The sequence below is a fragment of the Tateyamaria omphalii genome, from assembly GCF_001969365.1.
In the GTDB taxonomy this organism is placed as follows: domain Bacteria; phylum Pseudomonadota; class Alphaproteobacteria; order Rhodobacterales; family Rhodobacteraceae; genus Tateyamaria; species Tateyamaria omphalii_A.
The window spans coordinates 1,843,008-1,860,843 of sequence record NZ_CP019312.1; the positions used below are offsets into that span (position 1 = coordinate 1,843,008).

General features: G+C 62.5%; 18 protein-coding genes. 1 reads left to right on the top strand and 17 read right to left on the bottom strand.

Going from position 1 to position 17,836, the window contains the following annotated elements:
* Positions 1-22: 22 nt before the first annotated feature.
* The 16 genes from recN to BWR18_RS22075 all read right to left on the bottom strand — a co-directional run bounded on the left by recN (position 23) and on the right by BWR18_RS22075 (position 15,069).
* Positions 23-1,672: a DNA repair protein RecN gene (gene recN, locus BWR18_RS09180; protein WP_076627688.1), complete on the bottom strand. Its 1,650-nt coding sequence runs from the start codon at positions 1,670-1,672 to the stop codon at positions 23-25.
* Between the two features lie 40 nt (positions 1,673-1,712).
* Positions 1,713-2,582, bottom strand: a complete 870-nt coding sequence (locus tag BWR18_RS09185) for an outer membrane protein assembly factor BamD (RefSeq protein WP_076627689.1) — start codon at positions 2,580-2,582, stop codon at positions 1,713-1,715.
* A gap of 107 nt (positions 2,583-2,689) precedes the next feature.
* Positions 2,690-3,613 carry a UDP-3-O-acyl-N-acetylglucosamine deacetylase gene (gene lpxC / locus BWR18_RS09190; RefSeq protein WP_076630224.1) on the bottom strand — a complete coding sequence of 308 codons (924 nt, stop codon included), beginning with the start codon at positions 3,611-3,613 and terminating at the stop codon, positions 2,690-2,692.
* A 196-nt stretch (positions 3,614-3,809) separates the two neighbouring features.
* On the bottom strand, positions 3,810-5,450 hold the full coding sequence (gene ftsZ / locus BWR18_RS09195; protein ID WP_076627690.1) for a cell division protein FtsZ: 1,641 nt from the start codon (positions 5,448-5,450) through the stop codon (positions 3,810-3,812).
* Positions 5,451-5,622: 172 nt separating this feature from the next.
* Positions 5,623-6,957, bottom strand: a complete 1,335-nt coding sequence (gene ftsA / locus BWR18_RS09200) for a cell division protein FtsA (RefSeq protein WP_076627691.1) — start codon at positions 6,955-6,957, stop codon at positions 5,623-5,625.
* 5 nt (positions 6,958-6,962) lie between these two features.
* Positions 6,963-7,766: a cell division protein FtsQ/DivIB gene (locus BWR18_RS09205; RefSeq protein ID WP_083957839.1), complete on the bottom strand. Its 804-nt coding sequence runs from the start codon at positions 7,764-7,766 to the stop codon at positions 6,963-6,965.
* Between the two features lie 50 nt (positions 7,767-7,816).
* Positions 7,817-8,737, bottom strand: a complete 921-nt coding sequence (locus tag BWR18_RS09210) for a D-alanine--D-alanine ligase (RefSeq protein ID WP_076627692.1) — start codon at positions 8,735-8,737, stop codon at positions 7,817-7,819.
* A 76-nt stretch (positions 8,738-8,813) separates the two neighbouring features.
* The gene (gene murB, locus BWR18_RS09215; RefSeq protein ID WP_076627693.1) at positions 8,814-9,737 is read right to left on the bottom strand and encodes a UDP-N-acetylmuramate dehydrogenase; all 924 of its coding nucleotides are present in this window, start codon (positions 9,735-9,737) and stop codon (positions 8,814-8,816) included.
* Positions 9,738-9,768: 31 nt separating this feature from the next.
* Positions 9,769-10,038 carry a hypothetical protein gene (locus tag BWR18_RS09220; protein WP_157598683.1) on the bottom strand — a complete coding sequence of 90 codons (270 nt, stop codon included), beginning with the start codon at positions 10,036-10,038 and terminating at the stop codon, positions 9,769-9,771.
* The gene (locus BWR18_RS09225; protein WP_076627695.1) at positions 10,035-10,283 is read right to left on the bottom strand and encodes a DUF2484 family protein; all 249 of its coding nucleotides are present in this window, start codon (positions 10,281-10,283) and stop codon (positions 10,035-10,037) included. Before BWR18_RS09225 ends, BWR18_RS09220 begins: the two co-directional genes overlap by 4 nt.
* Positions 10,280-10,540 (bottom strand): DUF2484 family protein, encoded by a 261-nt coding sequence (locus BWR18_RS09230; protein WP_172839371.1) that lies wholly within the window; start codon positions 10,538-10,540, stop codon positions 10,280-10,282. Before BWR18_RS09230 ends, BWR18_RS09225 begins: the two co-directional genes overlap by 4 nt.
* Positions 10,540-10,770, bottom strand: a complete 231-nt coding sequence (locus BWR18_RS09235; RefSeq protein ID WP_076627697.1) for a hypothetical protein — start codon at positions 10,768-10,770, stop codon at positions 10,540-10,542. The genes BWR18_RS09230 and BWR18_RS09235 overlap by 1 nt, the downstream gene beginning before the upstream one ends.
* The gene (gene murC, locus BWR18_RS09240) at positions 10,767-12,173 is read right to left on the bottom strand and encodes a UDP-N-acetylmuramate--L-alanine ligase (RefSeq protein WP_076627698.1); all 1,407 of its coding nucleotides are present in this window, start codon (positions 12,171-12,173) and stop codon (positions 10,767-10,769) included. Before murC ends, BWR18_RS09235 begins: the two co-directional genes overlap by 4 nt.
* Positions 12,170-13,249, bottom strand: a complete 1,080-nt coding sequence (locus BWR18_RS09245) for a UDP-N-acetylglucosamine--N-acetylmuramyl-(pentapeptide) pyrophosphoryl-undecaprenol N-acetylglucosamine transferase (protein ID WP_076627699.1) — start codon at positions 13,247-13,249, stop codon at positions 12,170-12,172. Before BWR18_RS09245 ends, murC begins: the two co-directional genes overlap by 4 nt.
* Before the next feature lie 20 nt (positions 13,250-13,269).
* Positions 13,270-14,433: a putative lipid II flippase FtsW gene (ftsW, locus tag BWR18_RS09250; protein WP_076627700.1), complete on the bottom strand. Its 1,164-nt coding sequence runs from the start codon at positions 14,431-14,433 to the stop codon at positions 13,270-13,272.
* Between the two features lie 255 nt (positions 14,434-14,688).
* Entirely contained in the window at positions 14,689-15,069 is a 381-nt protein-coding gene (locus BWR18_RS22075) for a redoxin domain-containing protein (protein ID WP_368073649.1), read from the bottom strand.
* 118 nt (positions 15,070-15,187) lie between these two features.
* On the opposite strand from BWR18_RS22075, the gene BWR18_RS09260 reads away from it, so the two are divergent.
* Positions 15,188-16,360 carry an NAD(P)/FAD-dependent oxidoreductase gene (locus tag BWR18_RS09260; protein ID WP_076627701.1) on the top strand — a complete coding sequence of 391 codons (1,173 nt, stop codon included), beginning with the start codon at positions 15,188-15,190 and terminating at the stop codon, positions 16,358-16,360.
* Between the two features lie 63 nt (positions 16,361-16,423).
* On the opposite strand, the gene murD is transcribed toward BWR18_RS09260, so the two are convergent.
* Positions 16,424-17,827 carry a UDP-N-acetylmuramoyl-L-alanine--D-glutamate ligase gene (gene murD, locus BWR18_RS09265; protein ID WP_076627702.1) on the bottom strand — a complete coding sequence of 468 codons (1,404 nt, stop codon included), beginning with the start codon at positions 17,825-17,827 and terminating at the stop codon, positions 16,424-16,426.
* Between the last annotated feature and the right edge of the window lie 9 nt (positions 17,828-17,836).

Sequence of the window (17,836 nt, forward strand, 5' to 3'; positions counted from 1 at the left end):
TCACAGAGACGCGATTGTGGCCCTAACCGCTCAAAAGCGCGCGTGCGGCCCCGCGCGCTTCGTCGGTGATGGTGTCACCGGCCAGCATACGCGCGATTTCATCGACGCGGTCAGGGGCGGCCAGCGGCACGACTTGCGAGGTGGTCATGCCTTTGGCCACTTTCTTTTCCACCCGCCAGTGATGCGCGCCAAGGGCTGCCACCTGCGGCGAGTGGGTGACGACCAGCACCTGTCCCGTCGCTGCAATCTGGCTGAGGCGGCGGCCAACGGCATCGGCGGTCGCGCCACCAACGCCCCTGTCGATCTCGTCAAAGATCATCGTCAGGCCGGTCTGTTCGCGCGTCAGGCACACTTTCAGGGCCAGCAGAAAGCGGCTGAGCTCACCACCCGAGGCGATCTTGTTCAATTGACCCGCCGGAGCGCCTGGGTTGGTGGCTACGGTGAAGGCCACCGCATCGCGGCCATCCGGGCCGGGATCTTCGTCGGTGATCTGGGTCTCGAACACCGCCCGCTCCATCTTGAGCGGGGCCAGCTCCGCCATCACGGCCTTGTCCAGCGCCTTGGCCGATGTGCGCCGCGCGGCACTGAGCTTTTCAGCGGCAGCGTCATAGGCGGTTTGGGCTGCGTCCAGGTCCGACCGCAGGCGACCAAGGTCGGCATCCCCCGCGTCGAGCGCCGTCAACTTGCGGCGCAAATCATCAGCGAAGATGGACAATTCATCTGGCCCCACATCGTGCTTGCGGGCCAGTCCACGAATGGCGAACAGCCGCTCTTCGGTGTCTTCCAACTCGGACGGATTGAAACTCAAGGTCTCGAGCGCAGAAACGATCCCATCTGTCGCCTCATCCAACTCGACCATCGCGCGCGACAAAGCTGCCAACGGAGCGTCAAGCTGACCCTCGGCGCTGTCAGCGACACCGTCCAACCAGCGGATTGCATCGCTTACCGCTCCTTCGGCCCCGTCATGGCCAAGGATTTGATGGGCGCGCTGCACATCCTCGCGGATCCGTTCCGCCCCCTGCATCAGACGGCGCTTGGTGTCGAGGTCCGCTTCCTCTCCCGGCTGCGGATCGAGCGCATCCAGTTCAGCCACTGCGTGACGCAGAAACTCTTCTTCATCACGAATGGCCGCCATTGCGGCCTCCGCTGCGACAAGTGCTTTCTTTGCGTGCCCGACAGCGCGCCACGCTTTACGCGTCTTGTCGCGAACAGCGTCCAGCCCGGCAAAATCGTCAAGGATCGCGCGGTGCCCCCGCGGGTTCAAAAGACCGCGGTCATCGTGCTGCCCGTGCAATTCGATCAGCGTGTCAGACAGCGCACGCAACACCTCGCCGGAACAGCGGCGGTCATTGACCCACGCCGTCTTGCGCCCGTCGGCTGTGTTTACACGGCGCAGAATCAACTCGTCATCGACGGGCAGGCCCGCCTCGTCCAGCACTGCGCGCCCCGGATGGTCATCGGTCAGGTCAAACCACGCCGTGACCTCACCCTGGGCCGCGCCTTGCCGCACAAGGTCCGCACGACCGCGCCAACCCAACACAAAGCCAAGACTGTCCAGAAGGATCGACTTGCCCGCCCCCGTCTCGCCTGTCAGCACGTTGAGGCCGGGCTGGAACTGCAATTCCAGCCGGTCGATGATCAGCATGTTGGATATATCCAACCCGCGCAGCATCAGCAGACCCCAGTGGCGCGCGACGTACCGCGCCCCTTGATCAGAGCCACCGGCCCCTGATCATCTGACGATAGATGTCCGACAGCCAGTTGTTGCCGCGCGCATTCGGCTGCAGGCCCTGGCCAGTCAAAAGGTTGAAGCTGTCCTGGTACCACTCGGTCGACTGGTAGTTGTAGCCCAGGATCGCGCCCGCCGTCTGCGCCTCGTCCGTCAGGCCCAGCGACAGGTAGGCCTCGACCAGACGGTGCAGCGCCTCGGGCGTGTGCGTGGTCGTCTGGAAATCCTCAACTACGACGCGGAAGCGGTTGATGGCCGCGGCAAAGTTATCGCGGCGCAGATAGAAGCGTCCGATTTCCATCTCCTTGCCCGCCAGATGGTCAAAGGCAAGGTCGAATTTTAGGATCGAGGACTTGGCGTATTCGCTGTCGGGATAGCGTTCGATAACTTCGCGCAGCGATTGCAGCGCCTGGAAGGTCAGGCCCTGATCGCGGCCCACCTCGTCAATCTGGTCGTAATAGCTGAGCGCCAGAAGATACTGAGCATAGGCCGCGTCGTCATCATCAGGATAAAAGTCGATGAAACGTTGCGCCGAGGACCGGCTGTTGGGATAGTCGCGGTCCCGATGATAGGCAAAGGCCTGCATGATCAATGCGCGGCGAGCCCAGTCGGAATAAGGGTACAGACGCTCGATCTCACCGAAGTAGAAGGCCGCGTCGGTCAGGTCCCCCTGCTCAAGCTCGAACTCTCCACGCTCAAAAATCTGCTCGGCAGAGAACGTCTCAAGCGGGACCTCCTGGCGGTTGAAGAACCCTCCGGTGGTCGGGCGCCCATCGTCGCCGCCGCAAGCCGCCAGAAGCGCCGCAATCGTCATAATTGCTGCAAGACGCGCGATGGTATTTCCGCGGATCATCCCTTGCCACCCCCAAGATGCTCAACACCGCCTGTTTCAGGCTGTTTGCCTGTCTCTAGCACAAAGTTTTCGTGGGGTGAAATGACGATTTACCGGTCAGGCGCCGTTCAGGCGACTTCGGGAATTTCGTCCCAGACCAGACCGGCGCCGGGCAGACGGGCCGTCATCTCAGGGTCGCATGTCACCATGCGCACGGCATCAGGTGTGGCGAAGAGTTCGCGCAACAGCTGGTTGGTCAATGTGTGACCTGCGCGAATACCTGTATAGTGGCCGAGCAACGGTGCGCCGGCGAGAGCCAGATCGCCCAAGGCGTCCAGCATCTTGTGGCGCACAGGCTCGTCCGCATGGCGCAAGCCGCCGGGGCTCGACACTCGGTCACCATCAAAGACAACGGCATTGACGCCGGGCGCACCGCCCAGGGCCAGGCCATTGGCCTGCATGTTCTTCACATCATTCTTGCGACAGAAGGTCCGGCTGTCGCTCAATTCGCGGGCAAAGCTGCCGTTTGCCATGTTCAGCGACTTCGACTGGCGCCCGATGGCGGAGTCGGCAAAGTCGATATGGAAGTCGATGCGCATCTCTTTCGCAGGCGCGATGCTCGCGCTCGCGTCACCTTGCGTAACGGTCACCGTCTTGAGGACTTCAAGCGCCCGCACCCGCGCAGGCAACCTGCGCAGCCCACGCTGCATGATGCCGCGCACGAAAGGCAACGCTGACCCATCGACGATCGGCACTTCGGGGCCGTCGATCTCGATCAACGCATTATGGACCCCGCAGCCCGCGATGGCAGCCATGACATGTTCCACGGTGCCGACAGATACGCCTGCATCATTGACAAGTGTGGTACACAGCGGTGACTGGTGGACAGCATCGTAGCGCGCCGGGATCAGCGCATCGCGATCATTGATATCGGTGCGACGAAACCAGATGCCATGTTCTGCCATGGCGGGGCGGATCGTGAGACGCGCAGCTTTCCCGGAATGCAGACCGCATCCGTTGAATACCACAGGTCCTTTTACAGTTGTTTGCACGGGCCCCACCCATAACGTTGTTGTTGCGATCACAGCTAAGGGTGCGCGGGGCAACACACAACTCACTCTTTGCAACGGTCTGAAACATCATTGTAACAGATGCGCAGTAAGGCGCTCGACAGCCGGTAAATGGTTGTTATCTAAAAAGAAAAGAGGCCGCTCGAAAGCGGCCCCTAGGCTGGTTTGTGACCAGAAATCAGTTCGCTTGACGGCGCAGGAAGGCAGGGATTTCAATTCGCTCCTGATCCGGGTCAGCGCTGTCCGCCGGGCGCGGAGCCGGTGCGGGCGCTGGTGAGGCACCGCGGGCCTGAACCGGTGGCTGTTGACGCGCGGGGCGTTGTTCGGCACCCGGCGCACCCTCATTGGTGCCGGTCATGCGATTGATCAACGAGTTAATGCCAAAGCGCGGTTTGTCGGACGCTGCTGCCTGAGCGTCTTGCGAAGGCTGAGGTGCCGGGGCGGCCGCAGGCGCTGCTTTCTGCGTGGCGGCGCGCAGGCGGGCCAAAGCCTCGGGCGATGGCGTGCCGGGTGCGGGCGCGCGGGGTGCCACAAACTCTTCGGCGGCGGGCAATTCCGGTTCCGGACGTGGTTCGAACGCGGCCACTTGCGGCTGGTATGCAGGCGGCGGCAGGCCATCATCTGGAGCGGCGGGCGCATCCTCGGTAAACATGTCACCAGAGGTATCCTGTGCGGCGGAGGGCGCTTCCAACTCATTAAAAAGCGATGGCTCTTCTGCGGCGGCAGCGACAGGTGCAGGCGCCGGTTCAGGCATAGGCTCGGGCGCAGTAGCAGCCGGTGCCTCGGTTGCGGTGCTTTGCGGCAAAGGCGCGGCCATGGAACGGCGCGGCACCGGAATATCGGTCTGCACGTCTGTAGCGTCGATGCCGGTGGCGACCACGCTGACGCGCATCATGCCTTCCATGGCAGTATCCAGGGTCGAGCCGACGATGATGTTGGCATCCGGGTCCACTTCCTCGCGGATGCGATTGGCTGCCTCGTCCAGTTCGAACAGGGTCAGGTCGTGTGCGCCCGTGATGTTGATCAGCACACCCTTGGCGCCGCGCAGCGAAATCTCGTCCAGCAGCGGGTTGGCAATAGCCTTTTCGGCAGCTTGGATCGCGCGATCTTCGCCATCGGCCTCGCCCGTACCCATCATCGCCTTGCCCATCTCGTCCATCACGGCACGCACATCAGCAAAGTCGAGATTGATGAGGCCCGGACGCACCATCAGGTCGGTGACACCCTTCACGCCTTGATACAGGACATCATCAGCCATCGAGAACGCCTCGGTGAAGGTCGTTTTTTCGTTGGCAAGGCGGAACAGGTTCTGGTTCGGAATGATGATCAACGTGTCGACCATCTTTTGCAAGCTGTCCACGCCATCTTCGGCCTGGCGCATCCGCTTGGCACCCTCGAACTGAAAGGGCTTGGTGACAACGCCAACGGTCAGAACACCCAATTCGCGGGCCGCCTGTGCAATGATCGGTGCGGCGCCTGTGCCCGTGCCACCGCCCATACCAGCGGTGATAAAGCACATGTGCGCGCCCGCCAGGTGATCGACAATCTGTTCAATTGATTCTTCAGCGGCGGCAGCACCAACGCTGGCGCGCGCCCCTGCCCCAAGACCTTCGGTGACCTTGATGCCCAGCTGGACACGGTTCGTCGCGGCGGACTGTTGCAGCGCCTGCGCATCCGTGTTGGCAACAACGAAATCGACGCCATCCAATTGTTTTTCAATCATGTTATTGACGGCATTGCCCCCTGCGCCACCAACACCAAAGACGGTGATGCGCGGTTTCAACTCGTCATGTCCGGGCATGGAGAGGTTCAAGGTCATAGGTCAGGTCCGCCTGTCTGTTGCCGCATTCGCGGGTGTTTTTGTGCCTAATTTTTCTCAAGCGTAACGATTCAACGCCCCAACGTCACCCTTAAATCGCAAAATCACCGCAAAATATGGGCGAATTCTTGCTATTTTTACCGGATGTCCACACCGACACCAGATGTCGCTATCACCAGTTGTCGCGGAACCATTTGACCGCGCGGCGCAGACTGCGCGCCGGATAGCGGTCGGCGGGGATGTCGAAATCCCACCATTCGTCCTGCGGATGCGCTGCAAAAAGTGCGAGCCCCACGGCCGAGGCGAAGCCAGGGCCTGTCGCCGCCTGTGGCAGGCCATGCACGCGCAGCGGTCGGCCCAACCGGACCTGCTGGCCCAAAATCTTTGACGCCAGCCCATCAAGGCCGGGGATTTGACTGCCCCCGCCCGTCAGCACGATCTGCTGGCTGGGCAGGTGATCGAAACCCGCAGCATCTAGACGGGCGCGTACCTCCTCCAGGATTTCCTCCACACGGGGGCGCATGATGCCGATCAGCTCGGCGCGGCTCGCTGTGCGGCGGTCGTGTTCATAATCGCCCGTATCGCCGCCGATCTCGATCATCTCGCGGTCGTCCATGCCGGTGGCATGAACCCCGCCATAGAACGTCTTAATCCGCTCGGCATTGGTCATGGGCACCTGCAGACCCATAGAGATATCGCTGGTCACATGATCCCCGCCCATGCGCACCGCATCGCCATAGATCATGTGTTTCTTGATAAAGATCGAGACGCCCGTGGACCCACCACCCAGATCAATGCAGGCTGCCCCCAACTCTTGTTCGTCCTCGACCAGCGCCGCAATGCCCGAGGCGTAGGCAGAGGACGCGATGCCCGCCAGTTCCAAGTCGCAGCGTTTGATACAGTGGGCCAGATGCTGCACGGCCTGCGCATCAACGGTCAGCATATGCAGATCTACCGCCAACGCGTTGCCGATCTGGCCGCGCGGGTCCGACAGACCCGACCGGTGGTCGAGGGCAAAGTTGACGGGCTGCGCATGCAACACTTCGCGCCCCTGCCCGTAGTCCGGCACATCGCAGCGTGACAGCACGCGGGCGACATCCTGTTCGGTGACAACATCGCTTTCAAGATCCAACCGCGCGTCCAGCCCGTAGCTGCGCGGCTCGGCCCCCGCGAAACATGCGATTACGTGATCAACGCGAATGCCCGCCATTTTCTGCGCGGCTTGCAGAGCGGTGCGAATGGCACGCTCGGTCTCCTGCATCGCGCAAATCTCGCCAAAGCGGACACCGCGCGACCGCGTGGTCGCCGCCCCGATGACGCGAAAGCCCGACTGCCCCGCCAGCGAGCCGATCTCACCGTCTTCGCCCAGCGTGGTCGTCCCGTCAAAGCGCAAGACAAGGCAGGCGATCTTGGAACTGCCTACGTCAAGAATTGCCACCACACCCCGCTGCATCGCGATCTTGCGCATGTTCCGCATGCTGCGTTGGCTGGCATATAGGTCGGTCATCACTCTCACTCGGTCCCGGAATTCAACTGTCGGATGCGCCACCACTCTTCAGTGGAATAATCTGTCATGCGCACGGTGGGGCGGTCGGGCAGACGCAGGTCGATGCGCGCGATGTCGCGCTTCAAAACCTCGTCCACACCATCAAGGGCAATCACACGCTCCAGCGCCTGCACCGCGTTTTCGGCGGGCAGCATGATGCGCTGGTTGCGGTCCAGAACCACGTCCCATCGGCGATCCCCAAGGCGAACCAGACCGCGCAGGCGGTCACCAAGCGGTGCGCCAGCCGCAATCAACTCCATCGCTTCATCCACATTGGCCGCAGCCCCCTCCCCTGCGATGACGGGCAGGTTGGGGCGCACGTCGCGGCGTGGAATGGGCCGGACATGGGCACCATCCGCGTCAACAAGCGTCAAACCCTCGGGCCGCCGCCAGATCGCAACAGGCACGCGGGGCGTCACATCGACCTGCAACACGCCGCCCGGACGGATACGTACAGACGCCTCCTTGACCGGCGACATCTGCAGCACGGTTTCGCGAATGGTAGCCGGGTCGAGGTCAAAGGACGACATCGGAAAATCAAGCGGAACGGCGGCGCGGATCGCCTCGGACAGCTCGGTATCGGCCCCGTCAATAGCCATCAGGTTGACCATGAATTCCGGGCGCTGCTCGATGCTCGCGCGCGCCTCTGCCACGGTGGTACGGATCGCCTCTTGGGTGTCGGGATTCGACAACCACCAGCTTGCGCCGCCAAAACACACGACAAAAGGAATGCCCGCCCGCAACACCAAGCGAACGCCCGGCGTCAGCATCAAGCGCTGCAAGCGCCAGGACCAGCGCGACGGGGCGGGATCAGAGCGCTTCACCTGTTGCACGACGCGTCCTCCACCATCCAGGCACACAGCTCGCCAAAGCTCATGCCCACCGCCTGCGCCTGTTCGGGCGTGAGCGAGGTTGCGGTCATGCCCGGCTGCGTGTTCGTCTCCAGCAGGATCAGGCCAGCAGCCCCTTTGCTCTCGTCCCAGCGAAAATCGGTGCGGCTCACCCCTCGGCAGCCCAGCGCCCGATGCGCCCGCAGGGCATAGTTCAGGCAGAGGTCTGAAATCTCTTCGGGCACATTGGCCGGAATCTCGTGCCGCGACCCGCCCGGCTTGTACTTGGCATCATAATCGTACCAGCCGTCGGTGATGATATCGGTCACACCCAACGCGCGATCGCCCATCACGGTGGTCGTCAGCTCACGGCCATCGGCGTAGGCCTCGACCATGACATGGTCCGGCATCTGGTCGTCCAGCTTCGGCGGACCATTTGACCCCTCGTGGACGAGGTACACACCAACGCTCGACCCTTCATTGTTTGGCTTGATCACATAAGGTGGCGCCATGACATGCCCGGCCATCACGTCAGCCTTGGGACAGATCACGCTGTCCACGACGGGCAAGCCCTCGGTCCGGAACACGTCCTTGCTGCGCTGCTTGTCCATCGCAAGAGCCGAGGCAAGAACACCTGAATGGGAATAGGGTATGCCCAGCCATTCAAGGATACCCTGCACACAGCCGTCCTCGCCCCAACGGCCATGAAGGCAATTCAGAACGGCGTCGGGTGAAATGTCCTGCAAAACGGCACAAAGGTCGGGGCCCGCATCGACCTCGACCACTTGGTATCCCATGTCCCTCAGCGCGGCTGCGCAGGCCTGTCCCGTTGACAAAGACACCTCGCGCTCAGCCGAGGGGCCACCCAATAACACCGCCACTTTGGAACGTCTGCTCGACTGCCCCGCCATGTGCCTCTAAGTCCCGGAGCCCTTTTGCGGACCCTCAATTATTCGCCGATTTTCGGCCTGCCGTGCGCCCGCGAACCTAAGCCGGATCACCGATGCGCATAATTTCCCATTCTAGCGTGATGCCGCTGGAATCGTAAACCTTTTTTCGCACCTCTTCGCCCAATCCTTCCAGATCGGCGGCGGTTGCCTGCCCGGTGTTGATCAGGAAATTCGAATGCTTCTCACTCATCTGCGCCCCGCCCCGGCGCGCGCCGCGCATGCCTGCATCATCAATGACCTTCCACGCCTTGAGATCATGCACGTCGTCGGCCCGACCGGTTGACGAAAACCCCGCCGGGTTGCGAAAGGTCGACCCGGCGCTGCGGTCTTTTGTGGGCTGGGTTGCATCGCGTTTGGCCAGTTGTTCTGCCATGCGGGCGTGCAGTGCCTCGGGGTCTGCCTTTGGTCCGCGCAGCGTCACTTTTGTCAGGACAGCACCCTCTGGCACATCACTTTGACGATACTGAAAATTCACATCCTCAATCGTTAGGGTTGTCACAGTCCCGTTGCGCAGCACGACCTCGGCGGAGATAAAAACATCCGCCGTGTAACTGCCGTAGCAGCCTGCATTCATGCGCACGGCGCCGCCAATGGCGCCGGGGATCGTTCGGAGAAAGCTCAGATCGACGCCCGCGTCCGCCGCCTTGCGCGCCACATGGGCATCAAGTGCCGCAGCACCGGCCGTCACGGTCGCCCCGTCGACCTCAATGCTGTTGAACCCGCGCCCCAGCCGGATCACGACCGCCCGCAACCCTCCGTCGCGGACAATCAGGTTGCTGCCGACACCCATGGGAAAGACCCGCACAGCAGGATCAAGCGCCGCCAGAAACTCACTCAGGTCGTCAACATCCGCAGGCTGGAATAGCCAATCTGCAGGTCCGCCCACGCGTAACCACGTGAGGCCGGACAGATCCTTGTTCGGGGTCAGGGTGCCGCGCACCGGCGGAAGGTCGTATGTCATGAGCAGCCAATGCCGCCCCGCATCACCGACGTCAAGACACCGCGCGGCTGCGGCGGAACAACCAGGATAGCACCGCGCCGCCAATCATGCCCGAGGCCATGGGCAAACCCACAAGATAGGTCGCAACCACCAGCGCAAACCCGTCCCCGGGCAGGCTGTCGGGCGACATACCGACCCATAGGACCGCAGCGACCAGCAACAAGAAAACGGCCACAAGACGCCGCAGCATAAAGCGCGACGCCATGGACCATCCCGTCGCAATCCCCAACCCAAGGGCTGCAAGTGAAATGGCATACATCATCGGATCAGCCTCCCTTTGATCCAGCGGCTCAGATAGATGACGGGCCAGCGCAGAATGCTCATGCCCGCCAGCATGACGGCAAAGCCCAGCCACGGCCCGTGCTGCCAGGTGACATATCCGATAATCGGAATGCCCACCGTGATCAGGCCATACGCATTGGTCCAGTGATTGTCCCGGCTGGGCATCATGGCCATCACATTGGCGGCAATAGCCCACAGACAGGCAAGGATCAGCGACAGGCTCATGAGCGCAGCTCCGGCGGAAGTTGGGGGTTTTGGCCGCGGGCCTTGGCCCAGAAGTAGCGAAGCGGGTTGCGGAACATCGACACGAAGGCGGCCAGCGCAAGTAGCCCTGCCCACCAGGCCACCGCGAAACCGATCCACAGGATCAGAACAGGCGCCGCAATCAGCAACGCGACGCCGGGCACATATTGCCGCCGCATGGGCAGCATCGCCACACACGTCGCCGCCAGCACCCAGGCGATACAGGCCCAAAGCAGCATCACCGGCGCCCTCCGATGCGACCACCGACGGTCCAGCCCAGCATCAGGGCCAAAGCGGCAGGTCCGGCAAAGAACAGGGGCGAGCCGGGCCCAGAGGCAAACAGGTGATAGAGGCTCAGGATCACGCACAGGATGACCAGCACGCCCAAAACTTTCGTCAGATTACGCAGACGCAGCAGAATGCCTATGGGCATCATCAACAGCGCGAATATGATGGCAAGGGTGGTCACGCCGCCCCCTTGTGCAACCGCGCGGGCAAACCATTGGCCCAGGCGCTGATCGACCCGGCGCCAAGGCAGACAACCATATCGCCCGGCCGCGCCTGTTCGCGCACCAGACGCTCCAGATCGTTCTCGTCCACCACCGCGCGGGCGTGACGGTGGCCATGACGGATCAGGCCCGCCACCAGATCGTCACGACTTGCGCCTTCGATCGGGTCTTCGCCTGCGGCAAAGACATCGCCAATGCCCACGACATCCGCGTCGTTAAAGCAGGAACAGAAATCCTCGAAATGGTGGTGCAGCCGCGTGTACCGATGCGGCTGGTGCACCGCGATGACGCGGCCGGTCGTGGCTTGGCGTGCAGCTTTCAGCACGGCGGCAATCTCGGTTGGGTGGTGGCCATAGTCGTCGATGATCGTGATGCCCTCAACCTCTCCGACTCGGGTGAACCGCCGGTTAACACCGCCGAAATTGGCCAGAGCGTTGCGGATTTCATCCGCCTTCATGCTCAGATGCCGCGCCACGGCGACAGCGCTCAGCGCGTTTGACACGTTGTGGTCGCCCGGCATCGGCAGGCTGCAATCCTCGATCACCTGATCCTCGGCCTGCAGCGCGATGTCGAAATGCGCCACGCCGTTCTCGTAGGTCAGGTTCATCGCCCGGACATCGGCCTGCGCATTGAACCCATAGGTGGTCACGCGGCGGTCGGTGATCTTGCCCACCAGCGCCTGCACATCCGGATCATCGGTGCAGCACACGGCCAGACCGTAAAAGGGAATGTTCGACACAAAATCGTAAAAGCCCTGATGCAGCGCCTCCTCGGTGCCCCAATGCTCCATATGCTCGGGGTCGATGTTCGTGACGATTGCAATGGTCGCGGGCAGACGGTTGAAGGTGCCGTCGCTCTCATCCGCCTCGACCACCATCCACTCGCCATCGCCCTTGCGTGCGTTTGATCCATAGGCGTGAATGATGCCGCCATTCACGACCGTCGGGTCAAACTTGCCTTCGTCCAGCAGGGCCGCAACCATGGTTGTGGTCGTCGTCTTTCCGTGTGTGCCCGCAACGGCAATGTTGGATCGCAAGCGCATCAACTCGGCAAGCATCTCAGCCCGGCGCACGATGGGCAGGCCCCCCGCCCGCGCCGCGTCCAGTTCCGCATTGCCCGGCTTGATCGCGGAGGAGATGACGACGACCTCCGCCGCTTCGATGTTCTTGGCGTTCTGGCCCACGAACACCCGCGCGCCCAATTCTTCCAACCGCTCGGTGATCGGCGTCCGCTTCAGGTCGGACCCCTGCACAACATAGCCGTGGTTCAACAGCACCTCGGCAATGCCCGACATGCCGATACCGCCAATCCCGACGAAATGAATGGGGCCCACGTCTCCGGGCAGTTTGGTGGCGGCATTCATGGGGCTTTCCCTTTCTGGCTGAGGGTTTCGACCATATGGACAAGATGTTCGGTGGCGTCAGGTTTGGCTGCGGTCAGCGCTGCGAGGGCCATCTGCAACGCGCCGTCGGGATTGTCCAGCACCGCGTTGATCTGTTCCGCGACGCTCTCAACGTTCAACTGGCTTTCGGGGATCAGAATGGCCGCACCGGCATCGACCAACCCGCGCGCATTGGCGGTTTGGTGATCTGCCGCAGCCGCCGCATAGGGGATCAGGATCGACGGGCGTCCGACAATCGAAATGTCCGCCACTGAAGACGCACCCGACCGCGAGATGATCAGCTGTGCTTCCGACATGCGGCGGGGCACATCGTGGAAAAAGGGCTGCACGTCGGCGTTGATCCCGTTTTCGGTATAAAAGGCGCGCACGCGCTCTTCATCCTCGCCGCGGGCCTGGTGGCTCACGCGGATGTTGCGCAACCGCTCCATCGACAGGCTGGCTATGGCAGGCGGGATCACGTCCGACAGGATGCGCGCGCCCTGGCTGCCGCCGATGACCAAAATCTCCATCGGGTAGTCCCCGGGCGAGATGTAACCCGCCCCGGCCCGCTCAAGCACAGCATTCCGCACCGGGTTGCCGACATAGGTGCCTTCGACACCTTCGGGCAATTCGGTGGGCCAGGTGCCGCAAGCCACTGCATCAACACGCTTGGCGAACAGCTGGTTCACGCGGCCCAGAACGCCGTTCTGTTCGTGGATCATGCGCGGCACGCGCAGGATGGCCGCCGCCGCCAGTGCGGGAATACTCGGATAGCCGCCAAAGCCCACCACGGCGGCAGGACGGTCCCGCAACATCTTGATCTTTGCCGCTGCAATGCCGCCCGCAATGCGAAAGGGCACCGCCGCCTTGGCCAGCGGGCCGCCGCGCGCAAAGGTGGCCGAGGACACCGTTTCAATCTCGGTCGTATGAGGAAAGCCGCCAGTGTAGCGCGCGCCCCGCGCATCGGTGCTCAGCTTTACCCGCCAGCCACGAGCCAACATCGCCTCGGCCAGGGCCTGTGCGGGGAACATATGCCCGCCTGTACCACCTGCGGCCATAAGGAGAAGCGGCTGTTTCGTCACCTGCGACGCCCCAACAAATCAGAAATCTCACCCTGCGGACGGCTGCGGGTAAAGGCCAGCAGCATACCCACGGCAATGCCCGACGCAATCACCGACGACCCGCCATAGCTAACAAAGGGCAGCGTCATGCCTTTGGCGGGCAGCAAGCGCACAGCCACGCCCATATTGATCATCGCCTGCACACCAAACATGCACGCAAGCCCCGTTCCCGCCAGTCGGATAAACGGATCCCTCTCGCGCATGAGACGCAGCAGCGACCGCACGACAATCACTGTGTACAGCGCGATGATGCACAGGACGAGCACAAGGCCATATTCTTCCGCCGCCACCGCAATGATGAAATCCGTGTGCGCATCGGGCAGCGACCATTTCACCTGCCCCTCGCCCACGCCGACACCGAACAAGCCACCTTCTTGAATGGCGTTGGTGGCGTAACCCAGCTGTGTGCGCGGATCGACATCAGGGCTCAGGAACCCGTCAATACGGCGGGCAAAGTGCTCGGAATTCGAGTAGGCGATGGTGCCACCAAAGACGACCAGTCCCGCCATGCCGACAAGCAGGATCATCGGCGCACCAGCCACGAAGTACATGACACCCCAGCCGAACAGGACCAGACAGGCCTGACCAAAGTCGGGCTGCAAGGCCAGCATCAGAACGATGGAAATGCACAGGGCAAAGGACCAAGTCCGCCCCGGTGGGCCGTTCAGATCCTGGCTCGCTGCAAGCATCCAGGCGGCAGCCACGACAAAACCGGGCTTCAGAAACTCAGATGGCTGGATCGACGCAAAGCCAAGGCTATACCACCGCACCGCCCCCTTGCCGAAATCCGTTCCGAAAAACGGCAGCATCGCAAGTGCGACGAAGGATACGAGAAAGCCCAGCACCGCAAGCCGCCGCACGACGACGGGCGACATCATTGACGTAATGATCATGACGATCAACGCCAGCACACCAAACAGAGCCTGCCGCGTCACATAGTGGAAGGGGGGAAAGCCGTTTTTCTCTGCCAGCGGCACGGACGCCGCAAGGCCCAGAAGCAGACCGATGGCAAAGAGGAACAGAACGCAACTCAGCGACCACTTGTCGACGGTGCGCCACCACTTTGGAAGAATGGGTTCGCCGTCCCGCACCGGAACTGCGCCATAGACCATTTCAGTCATGATCTGCCGCCTTGCTGCCTGTCACTGCCTCGCCGCCGGTTTATCCAACGTGCGTTAACAGTGAGCATAGCGACAAAAGAACGCGCGGGCCAGCCTTAGTTTACAGGCCCGCAAGCAAGCTTACGCCGCCTTGTGAGTGCACGGATCGGATACGTGTTGGCGCGCACAAAGGTGACGCCGTTCAGCACCTCCTCAAGGTCGGGACACAGGAAGGGGGCGTTCGACACATCGACCATCTGGATGCCCCGTCACCGTTCACCAAAAACAGGCCAGGTTCAGGAAATGGACGGTTCGTCTCGTTGGGCTGCGCGGGTCAGACACATACAGGCAGAGGTCTTTCATCTGCTCGACGCTCAGACCATAGCCCATCGCGATGCTCAGCCCCTTTTCATCCGCCATCGCTTGCGCCTTGTCTTCCGGATCGCTGGGCACGGCCACCACATTCGCGCCAGCCGGGTTCAAATCGGCTTCCATCTCCTGCAATTGCGCAAGGTACTTCTTGCAGAGCGGACAGTGCAGGCCGCGATAGACGACGACAAGCCGCCAGTTATGACCACCGTCACACGTGCCAACGGTCAGCGTGCGCCCGCCCAGCTTAGCAACATCAAGTTTCGGAAAGGCAGAGTCAGCAGCCAGAAGCCGTCATTTGAAGGAGCCCCATATCTGTTCTCACTGCATGCGAGGCAGGCAGCCGCCTAGATCACGCAACCCAGCCCGCTTGACCCTTTCTGTGCGATGCGGCACGGGAAGCATCATGAATTTCGATACGCTTGTCATTGGCGCCGGTGCAGCCGGCATGATGTGCGCGGCCCATGCAGGCGGGCGCGTTCTGCTGGTGGATCATGCCAAGGCGCCGGGAGAAAAGATCCGGATCTCCGGTGGCGGGCGCTGCAATTTCACGAACCTCTATTGCGATCCGCACGCCTTCATCAGCGAGAACCCACATTTCGCAAAATCTGCGCTCGCACGCTACACCCAATGGGATTTCATCGACCTCGTGGACCGGCACGGAATCCCGTGGCACGAGAAAACCCTTGGCCAGCTGTTCTGCGACAACTCGGCCAAGGACATCATCGGCATGCTGCGCGGTCTTCTGCAGGCGTCCGGGGTGGAGTTGCATTTGCAAACCGAGATCACAGATTTTGCAAAGAGCAACGAAACCTTCACATTCACCCTGAACGGCACGAACCAACACACTGCCCGCAACACGGTCATCGCAACGGGCGGCAAATCCATTCCCAAGATGGGGGCCACCGGCTTTGCCTACGACATCGCGCGGCAGTTCGGCCACCGGATCACGGCCACCGAACCCGCACTGGTTCCCTTCACCTTCCCCGACCGGCGCTTTGCCGACATCTCGGGCGTCTCCTGCCCGGCCCGCGTCACCGCCAACGGCACCAGCTTTGACGAAGCCATGCTCTTTACCCACCGCGGGCTGTCCGGCCCCGCGATTCTGCAAGCCTCCAGCTATTGGGACGCAGGCGACAGGATCAAGGTCCACCTCGCACCCGAGACGGACCTGGGCGCAACCCTGCGCGATAAACGCACCGCCGACGGCAAGAAAGCCCTGACAACCGAACTGGCGCGCCACCTCCCCGCGCGCCTCGTCGACCATCTGAGCACGCAGATGGATCTGTCGGGCCGCCTCGGTGACCTCTCAGACGCGCGGATCGACGCGCTGATACACGACTTGACCCAATGGCAACTGACTCCCGGAGGCACCGAAGGCTACCGCACGGCAGAAGTCACACGCGGCGGCGTGGCCACCGAACAGATCAGCTCAAAAACCATGGAATCCCAAACCACACCCGGCCTCTACTTCATCGGCGAAGCGCTCGATGTCACCGGGTGGCTGGGGGGCTACAACTTCCAATGGGCCTGGTCCTCGGCCATGGCCACCGCGCGGCATCTCGCCTCCCAAACCTGACCGCGCTTTGTCTCGGTGAGCGTGAAGCCGAACATCAAAAATGTCATGCGCGCGTCGGCGCGCTCAATTGGATCGCAGCCGCTTGGTCACCTGCGCCACGAAATCCTCACCGCGCCGTTCAAAGCTGTCATACTGATCAAAACTGGCAGCCGCCGGGGCCAGCAGGACCACGTCCCCCGCCTCCGCCTCCGCCATCGCAGCCGCTACAGCCGCGTCCATGGTGCCGCACACCTGCGCATCCACATCAAGCTGCATCGCAAATTGTGCAGCTTCGCGTCCGATGACATAGGCTTTCTTCACCCTATCCGCGACCACGCGCAGCGCGTCCACGCCGCCCTCTTTCTGCAAGCCACCGCAAATCCAGCGGATGTTGTCAAAAGCCGCGAGTGCCTTGGCGGCACTGTCGACATTCGTGGCCTTGCTGTCGTTGACATACCGCACCCCACCCGCCTCCGCGATGGTCTGGCTGCGGTGCGGCAGGCCCGCAAAACTGTGAAAGGCCCGCTCGATCACCTTTGGCGCAATGCCCACCGCGCGGGCCGCGGCATAGGCGGCGCAGGCATTTTGATGATTGTGCGCACCGGGCAGCCCCGCCACGCCGCGCAAATCAACGGACGCAACCTGCCGCCCCTTGCGGTACTCCGACAAGAACCCTTTTCTCGAAAACACCTGCCAGCCCGGCCCCGTGAGCTTCTCGGCCACCGACACGCGGATGACGCGGTCATCCGTCGGCCCTTCGGACATCTGCCCCGCCAGAAACCGCCCCTCGTCCTCGTCCACCCCGATCACGGCCCGGTCCGGGCCGCCCTCGGCAAACAGCCTGCGCTTGGCGGCGAAGTAGCCGCCCATGCCCGCATGGCGGTCCAGATGATCGGGGGAAAGGTTGGTAAAAACCGCCACATCAGGCGTCAGACTGCGCGCCAGCTCGGTCTGGTAGCTGGACAATTCCAGTACCACGACCTCGCCATCCAGCGGTGGCTCGATATCCAGAACCCCGCGCCCAATGTTGCCTGCCAGTTGGCTTGGCCTGTGCGCAACCTCCATGATGTGATGGATCAGTGCACAGGTGGTGGATTTGCCGTTCGACCCGGTGACCGCAATGACCCGCGGCGCCGTGTCGAACCTGTGCCAGTCGGAAGTCGCAAAGGACTGAAAGAACAACCCTATGTCATTGTCGACCGGCACGCCTGCCTCCCAGGCTGCCGCGATGACCGGGTTCGGCGTGGGGTAGAGGTGCGAAATACCGGGGCTGACGATCAGGCGCGCGATGTCCTCAAAGGCCCCCTGTTTCCTGAGGTTGAGGCAGGTAAACCCCTCCGCTTGGGCGCGCGCCTGCGCCTCCGGGTTGTCGTCCCAGCACACGGGCGTCGCACCACCCGCAGCCAGCGCGCGGGCCGCCGACAGGCCCGAGCGGCCCAGCCCCAGCACCGCCACGCGCGCGCCAGTCAGACCTTGCACCGGGATCATGGCGTTGCG

Bases quoted from the DNA above. Each gene is read 5' to 3' on its own strand.
- recN (WP_076627688.1), bottom strand. From the start codon at position 1,672: ATGCTGCGCGGGTTGGATATATCCAACATGCTGATCATCGACCGGCTG.
- BWR18_RS09185 (WP_076627689.1), bottom strand. From the start codon at position 2,582: ATGATCCGCGGAAATACCATCGCGCGTCTTGCAGCAATTATGACGATT.
- ftsZ (WP_076627690.1), bottom strand. From the start codon at position 5,450: ATGACCTTGAACCTCTCCATGCCCGGACATGACGAGTTGAAACCGCGC.
- ftsA (WP_076627691.1), bottom strand. From the start codon at position 6,957: ATGACCGACCTATATGCCAGCCAACGCAGCATGCGGAACATGCGCAAG.
- BWR18_RS09205 (WP_083957839.1), bottom strand. From the start codon at position 7,766: ATGCTGACGCCGGGCGTTCGCTTGGTGTTGCGGGCGGGCATTCCTTTT.
- BWR18_RS09210 (WP_076627692.1), bottom strand. From the start codon at position 8,737: ATGGCGGGGCAGTCGAGCAGACGTTCCAAAGTGGCGGTGTTATTGGGT.
- murB (WP_076627693.1), bottom strand. From the start codon at position 9,737: ATGACATACGACCTTCCGCCGGTGCGCGGCACCCTGACCCCGAACAAG.
- BWR18_RS09220 (WP_157598683.1), bottom strand. From the start codon at position 10,038: ATGATGTATGCCATTTCACTTGCAGCCCTTGGGTTGGGGATTGCGACG.
- BWR18_RS09225 (WP_076627695.1), bottom strand. From the start codon at position 10,283: ATGAGCCTGTCGCTGATCCTTGCCTGTCTGTGGGCTATTGCCGCCAAT.
- BWR18_RS09230 (WP_172839371.1), bottom strand. From the start codon at position 10,540: ATGCTGCTTTGGGCCTGTATCGCCTGGGTGCTGGCGGCGACGTGTGTG.
- murC (WP_076627698.1), bottom strand. From the start codon at position 12,173: ATGAATGCCGCCACCAAACTGCCCGGAGACGTGGGCCCCATTCATTTC.
- BWR18_RS09245 (WP_076627699.1), bottom strand. From the start codon at position 13,249: ATGGCCGCAGGTGGTACAGGCGGGCATATGTTCCCCGCACAGGCCCTG.
- ftsW (WP_076627700.1), bottom strand. From the start codon at position 14,433: ATGACTGAAATGGTCTATGGCGCAGTTCCGGTGCGGGACGGCGAACCC.
- BWR18_RS09260 (WP_076627701.1), top strand. From the start codon at position 15,188: ATGAATTTCGATACGCTTGTCATTGGCGCCGGTGCAGCCGGCATGATG.
- murD (WP_076627702.1), bottom strand. From the start codon at position 17,827: ATGATCCCGGTGCAAGGTCTGACTGGCGCGCGCGTGGCGGTGCTGGGG.